10 protein-coding genes are annotated in these 9,771 nt (G+C 61.5%); 4 read left to right on the top strand and 6 right to left on the bottom strand.

Features of this window, described 5'->3' with window-relative positions:
* Positions 1–203 precede the first annotated feature (203 nt).
* From BFP89_RS18765 to BFP89_RS18750, 4 genes are all read right to left on the bottom strand, one after another.
* Positions 204–2,387, bottom strand: a complete 2,184-nt coding sequence (locus tag BFP89_RS18765; protein WP_065886902.1) for a xanthine dehydrogenase family protein molybdopterin-binding subunit — start codon at positions 2,385–2,387, stop codon at positions 204–206.
* Positions 2,384–3,373, bottom strand: a complete 990-nt coding sequence (locus BFP89_RS18760) for an FAD binding domain-containing protein (protein ID WP_065886901.1) — start codon at positions 3,371–3,373, stop codon at positions 2,384–2,386. Before BFP89_RS18760 ends, BFP89_RS18765 begins: the two co-directional genes overlap by 4 nt.
* Entirely contained in the window at positions 3,370–3,894 is a 525-nt protein-coding gene (locus BFP89_RS18755; protein WP_065886900.1) for a (2Fe-2S)-binding protein, read from the bottom strand. The genes BFP89_RS18760 and BFP89_RS18755 overlap by 4 nt, the downstream gene beginning before the upstream one ends.
* 96 nt (positions 3,895–3,990) lie before the next feature.
* Complete coding sequence (locus tag BFP89_RS18750) at positions 3,991–4,437, bottom strand: DUF4879 domain-containing protein (protein WP_065886921.1); 447 nt, start codon at positions 4,435–4,437, stop codon at positions 3,991–3,993.
* A gap of 188 nt (positions 4,438–4,625) precedes the next feature.
* Here BFP89_RS18750 and BFP89_RS18745 point away from each other — a divergent pair, with 188 nt between their 5' ends.
* Positions 4,626–5,921: an NCS2 family permease gene (locus tag BFP89_RS18745; protein ID WP_034117796.1), complete on the top strand. Its 1,296-nt coding sequence runs from the start codon at positions 4,626–4,628 to the stop codon at positions 5,919–5,921.
* Positions 5,918–6,997 carry a tRNA (uridine(54)-C5)-methyltransferase TrmA gene (gene trmA / locus BFP89_RS18740; protein WP_065886899.1) on the top strand — a complete coding sequence of 360 codons (1,080 nt, stop codon included), beginning with the start codon at positions 5,918–5,920 and terminating at the stop codon, positions 6,995–6,997. Before BFP89_RS18745 ends, trmA begins: the two co-directional genes overlap by 4 nt.
* A 147-nt stretch (positions 6,998–7,144) precedes the next feature.
* On the opposite strand, the gene BFP89_RS18735 is transcribed toward trmA, so the two are convergent.
* Together BFP89_RS18735 and BFP89_RS18730 are read right to left on the bottom strand one after the other, a co-directional pair.
* Complete coding sequence (locus tag BFP89_RS18735; RefSeq protein WP_065886898.1) at positions 7,145–7,609, bottom strand: DUF2442 domain-containing protein; 465 nt, start codon at positions 7,607–7,609, stop codon at positions 7,145–7,147.
* Entirely contained in the window at positions 7,606–8,034 is a 429-nt protein-coding gene (locus BFP89_RS18730) for a DUF4160 domain-containing protein (protein ID WP_065886897.1), read from the bottom strand. Before BFP89_RS18730 ends, BFP89_RS18735 begins: the two co-directional genes overlap by 4 nt.
* Before the next feature lie 331 nt (positions 8,035–8,365).
* Between BFP89_RS18730 and aroQ the strand changes: the two genes are divergently transcribed.
* Positions 8,366–8,812 (top strand): type II 3-dehydroquinate dehydratase, encoded by a 447-nt coding sequence (aroQ, locus tag BFP89_RS18725; RefSeq protein ID WP_065886896.1) that lies wholly within the window; start codon positions 8,366–8,368, stop codon positions 8,810–8,812.
* Positions 8,812–9,666, top strand: a complete 855-nt coding sequence (locus BFP89_RS18720; protein WP_065886895.1) for a shikimate dehydrogenase — start codon at positions 8,812–8,814, stop codon at positions 9,664–9,666. Before aroQ ends, BFP89_RS18720 begins: the two co-directional genes overlap by 1 nt.
* Positions 9,667–9,771: the final 105 nt, after the last annotated feature.

Here is a 9,771-nt window from a genome sequence, read left to right as displayed (position 1 = left end):
AGAGCGTTTTGCTTACTTTTGCGCTTTTCAAAAGTGAGCCGCTGTAAAAGCGGAACCATTAGCAGCCGTTACCGCAGAAACGGATATGTACTCGTTCCAATCCAGCATCCTGGCCAGCCCAGAGGCCGCCATCGGGGGCAAGCCCCCTCCCACATTTGGACAGTGGCGCATCAGTAAAACAGCTATGGGCTGCCCGCTGCCTTTTAGAGCACCTTGTCCAAGGTAATCGGAAACTCCCGAACCCGTTTGCCAGTAGCGTGATAGATAGCATTCGCCACCGCCGCCGCCACCCCGACAATACCGATCTCTCCCACACCCTTGGACCCCAGGGCATTGACGATCTCGTCGTGTTCTTCGACAAACAGCACATCAATCTCGCCGATATCGGCATTCACCGGGATATGGTACTCGGCCAGACTGTGGTTCATGTAGCGCCCCAGTTCATGATCAACCTGAGTCTCTTCATGCAGCGCCATGCCAATGCCCCACACCACGCCACCAAGGATCTGGCTGCGCGCCATCTTCGGATTAACCACGCGCCCGGCCGCAATCGCACTGACCACGCGGCTGACCTTGATGGTGCCAAGGTCCTCGTCCACGCGAACTTCGACAAACACCGCCGAATGGGTGGCACTGGCATAGCCCTCGCGCTTCTTGTCCGGTTCGCTGTCGATCTGCACCTCCAGCGCGTCCTCACCGCTGTCCTTGACCAACTGGGCCAGCGACACACTCACATCGCCGGTATGCAACTGGCCCTCTTCGAAACGCACGGACTCGGCGTCCTTGAACACCGGGTAGACCTGCCGCGCGGTTTCCAGCAGTTTCGCATTGAGCGCTTCACAGGCCTGCTGCACGGCGGTACCGACGGACGACACGGTAAACGAGCCGCCCTGCAAGGGCGCCGTGGGCAATGACGAATCACCCAGCAGGAAGCTGATATCGCCCATCGCCACGCCGCTGGCCTGGGCCGCGATCTGGGTCATCACGGTGTAGGTGCCGGTACCGATATCGGTGGTGGCGCTGCTGACGGTGAGTTTGCCGTCCCTGTCGATGCGCGCCTTGGCACTGGCTTTCATCTGCATGGCTTCCCACACCCCGCCGGCCATGCCCCAGCCGATCAACTGGCGGCCGTCGCGCATGCTGCGCGGTTCGGGGTTGCGCTGGCTCCAGCCGAAACGCTCGGCGCCTTCGCTGTAACATTCGCGCAGGGCTTTGCTCGACCAGGGTTTGTCCTCATTCTGGTTACGCTCGGCGTAGTTGATCAGGCGCAGCTGCACCGGGTCGATGGCCAGGGCACAGGCCAGTTCGTCCATGGCGCATTCCAGGCCGATCACACCCAGGGCCGCGCCTGGAGCTCGCATGTCCAGTGGGGTGAAGACGTCCAGCGGTACCAGCTTGTAGGTCAACTGCACGTTATCGCAGTGATAAAGCATGCCGCTCCATTCCACCACGTGTTCGCTGAAATCCTCGAAGCGCGAGGTCTGGCCGATCGCGGTATGCCCCAGGGCCAGCAGGCGCCCGTTGGCGGCGGCGCCCATCTGCAAGCGCTGCAAGGTGCGCGGGCGGTAGCCGAAGGTGAACATCTGTTGCCGGGTCAGGGTGACGCGTACCGAGCGCTTCAATGCCAGCGATGCCATGACCGCCAGCGGCAATTGGTACTGCGGGCGCAGACCCGAACCAAAGGCACCGCCGACAAACGCGGCAAAGATGCGCACCTGGCTTTTATCCAGGCCAAACACTTTCTGCACATAGGCCTGGCAATTCTGCGGCCCCTGGGTCTTGTCGTGGATATGCAGCGTGCCGTCCGGCTGGTACAGCACGGTGCTGGCGTGGGGTTCCATCGGGTTATGGTGTTCGATGGGCGTGCTGTAGTGCAGATCGAGGCTGATGGCGGCGCCGGCCCATTCGGCCTGGAAATTGCCACGCGGGCCGGGCGGGGTCTGCGGCGAAGGATGGGCCGATTCCTGCTGGGTGATCAGGTCCGTTTCGAAGTCTTCGGGCGCGTATTCAATCTCCACCAGCGAGCCGGCATGCCGCGCAAGCTCCAGGTTATCGGCGATCACCAGCGCCAGCGGCTGCCCGCTGTAGAGCACGCGGTCGTTGTACAGCGGGCGAAACGGCGAGCCGTCGGCGGCATCCGCATCGGCGAAGGCATCGTCGTAGCTGGCGATCCTGGGGCGATTGAGGTGATCAATCACTTGCACCACGCCCGGCAGCGCGAGGGCCCTGGAGGCATCGATCCGGATGACCCGGCCTTTGGCGATGGTGCTCGATACCACACTGCCATGCAGCAGGCCGTCCTCGGGAAATTCACCGGCGTAGCGCGCCTGGCCGGTGACCTTGAGCAGACCGTCGACACGGTCCAGGGGTTTGCCGATGGCACTCATGGCTGTTCTCCCGCGACCGCAGCGTCGCTCAGTGCTCGAATGATTGCGCGACGCGCCAGCTTGATCTTGAAGCCGTTGTGTTGCAGCGGCTCGGCATCTTGCAGCAGGGCATCGGCGGCGTTACTGAAGGTTTCGCGGCTGACGGTGCGGCCGATCAGAGACGCCTCCACCGCACGGTCACGCCAGGGTTTGTGGGCCACACCGCCAAGGGCCAGGCGGGCGTCGATGATCTCGTCGCCGTCCAACTCCAGGGCAGCGGCAACCGACACCAGCGCAAACGCGTAGGACGCGCGGTCGCGGATCTTCAGGTAGTGACTGTGGCGAGCCAGGTTATCGGCGGGCAATTCCACGGCGGTGATCAGTTCGTCATCGGCCAATTGGTTGTCCCGTTGCGGCGCATCACCCGGCAGGCGGTGGAAGTCGGCAAACTCGATAACCCGCGCCCCGCCGCGCCCTTGCACATGCACCCGCGCCTCCAGCGCTGCCAGGGCCACGCACATGTCCGAGGGGTGCGTGGCGACGCATTGCGCGCTGGCGCCAAGGATGGCGTGGATGCGATTCAAGCCGGTGCGCGCCGGGCAGCCGCTGCCGGGCTCGCGCTTGTTGCACGGCACCGTGGCGTCATAAAAATAGTAACAACGGGTGCGTTGCAGCAGGTTGCCACCGGTACTGGCCATGTTGCGCAGTTGCGGCGAGGCGCCGGCCAGGATGGCCTGGGACAGCAACGGGTAACGCTGCTCGATCAGCGGGTGCCAGGCCAGGTCGGCATTGCTCACCAGCGCGCCAATGAGCAGGCCGCCCTCGGCGGTTTCTTCGATGGCGCGCAGCGGCAATCCGGTGATATCGATCAGGTGGTCGGGGCGGCTGATGTTCTCTTTCATCAAGTCCAGCAGGTTGGTGCCGCCGGCAATGAAGCGCGACGCCGCGCTGCTCAGGTGCACCGCCTCGTGCACATCGGCCGGTTTGCTGTACTGGAAGGGATTCATTGCTCACCTCCGCGGTTGCGGCACGCCGGAAGCGCGTCTTCGATGGCGTCGCGGATATTGCTGTAGGCACCGCAGCGGCACAGGTTGCCGCTCATCAATTCCTGGATCTGCGCAGTGTCGTGGGCACGGCCTTCGTTGGCCAGGCCGACCGCCGAGCAGATCTGGCCGGGGGTGCAATAGCCGCACTGGAAGGCATCGTGCTTGATAAAGGCTTGCTGCATCGGATGCAGTTGGTCGCCGTCGGCCAGGCCTTCGATGGTGGTCAGCTCGGCGCCGTCGCACATCACGGCCAGGGTCAGGCAGGCGTTTACGCGTTTGCCGTCACGCAACACGGTGCAGGCACCGCATTGGCCGTGGTCACAGCCCTTTTTGCTGCCAACCAGGTCCAGTTGTTCGCGCAGCAGGTCCAGCAAGGTGGTCCAGGGCAGCACACTCAATTGGCGATCCTGGCCATTCAAGGTCAAGCGTATCGGGTGGGCAACGTACGGCTGGGCCGCCGCGCCATTGGGGGTCGCGCTCATAAACACCTCACGGGTTGGTGTACATCCGCGGCGTTCAGGAAAATCGCCGTCTCAGGGGTACGACTTCCCGGGGTTTTGAGCGTTCAAGATGATTGATCAGTGGATATTGAGTGTTGCGGTCAACGTATTTTGCGGCGGGTTGATCGACGAATTGCTGTAGATGAAGTCCCCAGGGCCCTCGACATTCAGGTCGAACACATAGATATAGCCCATCAAGGTACCTGCGCCATTGCACGCCTGGCTGATGTTGCCGACCTGGCACACCGCCGTGCGCTGGCCATTGAGCACCGCACCGTTGAAGCGCCCGACCGGATTGTTGCCCAGGCCCACTTCCATCACCGACACCTGGGTTGGCCCGCGATGTGTACACATTTGAGTAACGGTGACGCGCTCCGGGATGGTTTCCGTGCAAGTGGGCGACTCTACCTTGAACACCCGCACCTCGCTCAAAGCCGGTGCAGTCGCGCCCCACGCCGGTGCTGCGCCCAGCCACAGTCTGATACTGGCGATCAGCGCTAGACTCCACACGTTGGCTTTTTTCATGCTGTCGATGACCCACTGTTGAACGTCGCTGCAGTATGCCTCAAGGCCATGCGCCACACAGCCTCGGCTGCTGGTATGATGCGCCGCTTTTTCCGATCCTCTCTGAAGCTACAGGCGCTTGGCGCAGTTTGTGCTTTGACTTAGAGGTCAACAAATCACGACGCAAGATAGCGTCACAGGGAGCCGGCATGCTGGAAAAGCTGTTTCAACTCAAAGCCCACAACACCAATGTGCGCACCGAGATTCTCGCGGGTATCACTACATTCCTGGCCATGGCCTACATCCTGTTCGTCAACCCGAGCATCCTCGGCGAAACCGGCATGGACAAAGGCGCAGTGTTTGTCGCGACCTGCCTGGCGGCGGCCATCGGTTCCACCGTGATGGGCCTGATCGCCAACTACCCGATTGCGCTGGCGCCGGGCATGGGCCTGAACGCCTTCTTTACCTACACCGTGGTGCTGCACATGGGCCACACCTGGCAGGTTGCGCTGGGGGCGGTATTCATTTCGGCGGTGCTGTTCTTCCTGCTGTCGATCTTCCGTATCCGTGAGTGGATCATCAACAGCATTCCCCTGCCCCTGCGCTCGGCGATTGCTGCCGGTATCGGCCTGTTCCTGGCGCTGATCGCCCTGCACAACGCCGGTATCGTGGTCGCCAATCCGGCCACGCTGGTGGGCCTGGGCGATCTGAAACAACCGGCGCCGATCCTCGCGACTCTGGGCTTCGTGCTGATCGTCGCGCTGGAAGCCCTGGCAGTGCGCGGTGCCGTGTTGATCGGCATCCTGGCGGTGACCATTGTCTCGATCCTGCTGGGCGTCACCCCGTTCGGCGGCGTGACCTCCATGCCGCCGTCACTGGCCCCGACCTTCCTGCAACTGGACATCAAGGGCGCGCTGGATATCGGCCTGGTCAGCGTGATCTTTGCGTTCCTGTTCGTCGACCTGTTCGACAACTCCGGCACCCTGATCGGCGTCGCCAAGCGCGCCGGCTTGATGGGCAAGGACGGCCATATGCCGAAAATGGGCCGTGCGCTGATCGCCGACAGTACGGCGGCCATGGCCGGCTCGCTGCTGGGCACCTCGACCACCACCAGCTACATCGAATCCGCCGCCGGCGTGAGTGCCGGTGGCCGTACCGGCTTGACCGCCATCGTGGTCGCGATCCTGTTCCTGCTGGCGCTGTTCTTCTCGCCCCTGGCGGCCAGCGTACCGGCCTTCGCCACCGCGCCGGCGCTGCTGTTCGTGGCGGTGTTGATGACGTCCGGCCTGGCCGAAATCGACTGGGATGACATTACCGTGGCAGCGCCGGTGGTGATCACCGCCCTGGCGATGCCCTTCACTTACTCCATCGCCAACGGCATCGCCTTCGGTTTCATCGCCTGGACCGCCATCAAGCTGCTTTCGGGCCGCTACCGTGAGCTGAACCCGGCACTGGTGATTCTGTCGATCCTGTTCGTGATCAAGCTGGGCTGGTTCAACGCATGACTTTCGACGCCGCACACTACACCGTTCAACTGCAAGACAAGGTCACGCGTTTGCGTGACCTGTTGGCCCCCTTCGACGCGCCCGAACCGCAGGTCTTCGACTCGCCGCTGCAGAACTTCCGCCTGCGCGCCGAGTTCCGCCTGTGGCGCGAAGGCGGGGATCGCCACTACGCCATGTTCGCCCAGGACGACAAGCGCACGCCGATCCTCATTGAAGAATTTCCCATTGCCAGCCAGCGCATCAACCAATTGATGCCGCAGCTCAAGGCCGCCTGGCAAGCCAGCGCCGCCCTGAGCCACAAGCTGTTCCAGGTGGAGTTTCTGACCACCCTGGCCGGCGACGCGATGATCACCCTGTGCTATCACCGCCCGCTGGACGAACACTGGCACGCCGCCGCCAACCAGCTGGCGACCGAGCTGGACGTGAGCATCATCGGTCGCTCCAAGGGCAAACGCGATGTCATCGGCCGCGACTACGTGGTGGAGAAACTCGAGGTCGGCGGCCGCACGTTCAGCTACCGCCAACCCGAAGGCGCCTTCACCCAGCCCAACGGCACGGTGAACCGCAAGATGCTCAACTGGGCGTACGACGCCCTGGGCGATCGCCCGGACGACTTGCTGGAGCTGTACTGCGGCAACGGCAATTTCACCCTGCCGCTGGCAACCCGCGTGCGCAAGGTGCTGGCCACCGAAATCAGCAAGACGTCGGTCAATGCGGCCCTGAGCAACCTCGATGAAAATGGCGTGGATAACGTCACCCTGGTGCGCCTTTCCGCCGAAGAACTTACCGAGGCGCTGAATGAAGTGCGACCGTTCCGCCGCCTGCACGGCATCGACCTGAAAAGCTACGAATTCGGCAGCGTATTCGTCGACCCGCCCCGCGCCGGCATGGACCCGGACACCTGCGAACTGACCCGGCGTTTCGACAACATCCTGTATATCTCCTGCAACCCGGAGACGCTGGCGGCGAACATTGCGCAGCTGCATGACACGCATCGCATTACTCAATGCGCGATGTTTGACCAGTTTCCGTGGACGCACCATATGGAATCGGGTGTATTGCTGACCCGGCGGTAATCTGCAGGGTATGAGTATCGCCAGTTAAGGCTTTTGCAGGAGCGAGCTTGCGCGCGAAAAACGTCAACGATAACGCATGCTTCCTGGATAAACGCGGTGCCTATGAGTTTTCGCGAGCTCGCTCCTACAGCTCCCCTATTTGGTTATTCAAGTGTCTGTTGGATCTGAGGTCTGCGGTACCTCCTTGCGTGGCCGGCCACCCTTCTTGCCATTGGCACGAGCGGCGGCGGATTTGGCAGCGCTGCTTTTGCGGCCGTTGCGCGATGCCACCAGGCTGGTAGCCAGGTCCATCAGAGGTTGGCTTGTAGCGATCAAGCCGGTGATCGAAACATCCAGGTCCTGAGCCTCACAGCTAATCGCCTTGCCACCGAAAGTCACTTCCAACTGCTGGAAATCTTTCTCTGAAAACCCTTCGAACTCCGGCAGGCCAGCCGCCGGCAACATGACGCGGCTACCATCGCTGAAGCCAATGGAGAGGCAGTCGTTTTCATAACGCACATCGCTGGCGTTGGCATACAGGCGTTTCAACCTGCGTCCTCGGGCGATTGCCTTGTCAACGTCGGCATCAGTGAGAGGTACATAAGGTGTGACTTTGGCTTTTATGATTTTCATAAATTAATCCCCACACAATCTGGCGCTCTTACCAGATTCAAAATAGTCCGTTGCTCTACGACGTCGTGCCTGGCGCTTGAGATGACGTAGACGCCTTGTCGAATGACCAACCCTGGAACCAACTCACCAGCGTCCCAATTCCAAGAATGATTCTCCAGGCAAACCGTCTGCAGTTTTTCCCACCAAATCCTGCGTGCCCGCGCCAAGTAATGCCGTTGCATGATGGCCCCGCGTATCTCCTTCAGAACCGATAGGGGTGGCTGCCTCCGTTCAGGCTCCACATCCCATAATTCAACGTCCCCGTCCACGAAACTGAAACGGAAACGCGCATCCCATTCCTTGCCCCTGACATGCACATGGGGCGGGCAATGCTCATCCCTGAGAAATACCGAGATTACATATCCTTTGTAAGCACCTACTCTCATCGTAACCCATCCGTTAGGTTATTTTCCGCCAGGTAACAATTTTCCCGTGTCACCCGACAACCGGCTTCATGCTCACGAAGCTGCTTCAAAGATTAGTAACGACGAACAAACCGGCGAATACCGGGTTGTAACCACTCATGCCAACAGCTGGGGATACTTGGGCCACGCCCGCAGAACGTGTTCCCTCAGCAATCCGGCGTAGCACATCGAGTGAAGCTGCCCTGCTGATTAACGGTTCGATAATCGAACAACTCCAGCAACTTCGTTTGACCAAATTAACCATTCAGTACATTTTATCTCCACAACCAATAAAAACTCTGGAGACCCCTCTATGCCGCCTATCGTGCTGGTGCTCAACGGCCCCAATCTCAACATGCTCGGGACCCGCGAGCCGGCCACTTACGGTCACGAAACCCTGGCTGACATCGCCGCCCTGTGTGGCCGCAGCGCCGACAAACTCGGGCTGAGCATCGAGTTTCGCCAGACCAACCATGAAGGCGAATTGCTTGACTGGATTCACGCCGCCCGTGCCCGTTGCGCCGGGATCGTGATCAATCCGGCGGCATGGACCCACACCTCGGTGGCGATTCGCGATGCGCTGGTGGCCAGCGAAGTCCCGGTGATCGAGGTGCATTTATCCAACGTGCATGCCCGTGAGGCGTTTCGCCATCACTCCTTTGTCTCGCCCATCGCCAAGGCGGTACTGGCCGGGTTTGGAAGCCATGGCTACCACTTAGCCCTGGAGCATTTCAGCCACTCGTTGAAAGGATGCGCGTGATGAAACCCCGTGTTCTCGCCGGCCTGATCGGCGCCGGCATCCAGGCCTCCCGCACGCCCGCCCTGCATGAACAGGAAGGTGACGCCCAGGGCCTGCGCTATTTGTATCGCCTGATCGATCTGGATGCGCAGCGCCTGGACAGCCGTGCCCTGCCCGATCTGCTGCGTGCCGCTGAACAGATGCACTTCACCGGCCTGAACATTACCTACCCGTGCAAGCAGGCGATCCTGCCGTTGCTCGATGAATTGTCCGACGAGGCCAGGGGCATTGGTGCGGTTAATACGGTGGTATTCAAAGGCGGCAAGCGTATCGGCCATAACACCGATTGCCTGGGCTTCGCCGAAGGTTTCCGACGTAACTTCAATGATGTGCCACGCCAGCGCGTGGTGCAGATGGGTGCTGGCGGTGCGGGCGCGGCAGTGGCGCACGCGCTGCTGGCCGAGGGCGTGGAACAACTGAGCATTTTCGACGTGGACACCGCCCGTGCGCGCGAGCTTGTGGATAACCTCGCCCGGAGTTTTGGCGACGGGCGCGCCCAGGTCGGCAGGCACTTGGCCAACGCCATGGCCGAGGCGCAGGGTTTGGTCAATACCACCCCGATGGGCATGGCCAAGCTGCCCGGCACACCCGTGCCGGCCGAGTGGCTACACGCCGGGTTGTGGGTGGCGGAAATCGTGTATTTCCCGATGGAAACCCAATTGCTGCGTGACGCCCGTACCCTGGGTTGCCGCACCCTGGATGGCGGCAATATGGCGGTGTTTCAGGCAGTGAAGGCGTTTGAGTTGTTCTGCGGCGCGGCGGCGGATGCAGACCGGATGCTGGCGCACTTCCAGAGCATGAACGCCTCACTGTAGAAACCGGAGCAAAAATGTGGGAGGGGGCTTGCCCCCGATTGCAGTCTGTCAGTCAGGCATGTGTTGACTGATACACCGAAATCGGGGGCAAGCCCCCTCCCACAT

It is taken from the genome of Pseudomonas sp. 31 R 17, from assembly GCF_900004915.1.
Lineage (GTDB): Bacteria > Pseudomonadota > Gammaproteobacteria > Pseudomonadales > Pseudomonadaceae > Aquipseudomonas > Aquipseudomonas orientalis_A.
This window is presented reverse-complemented; position numbering and strand designations above follow the sequence as displayed.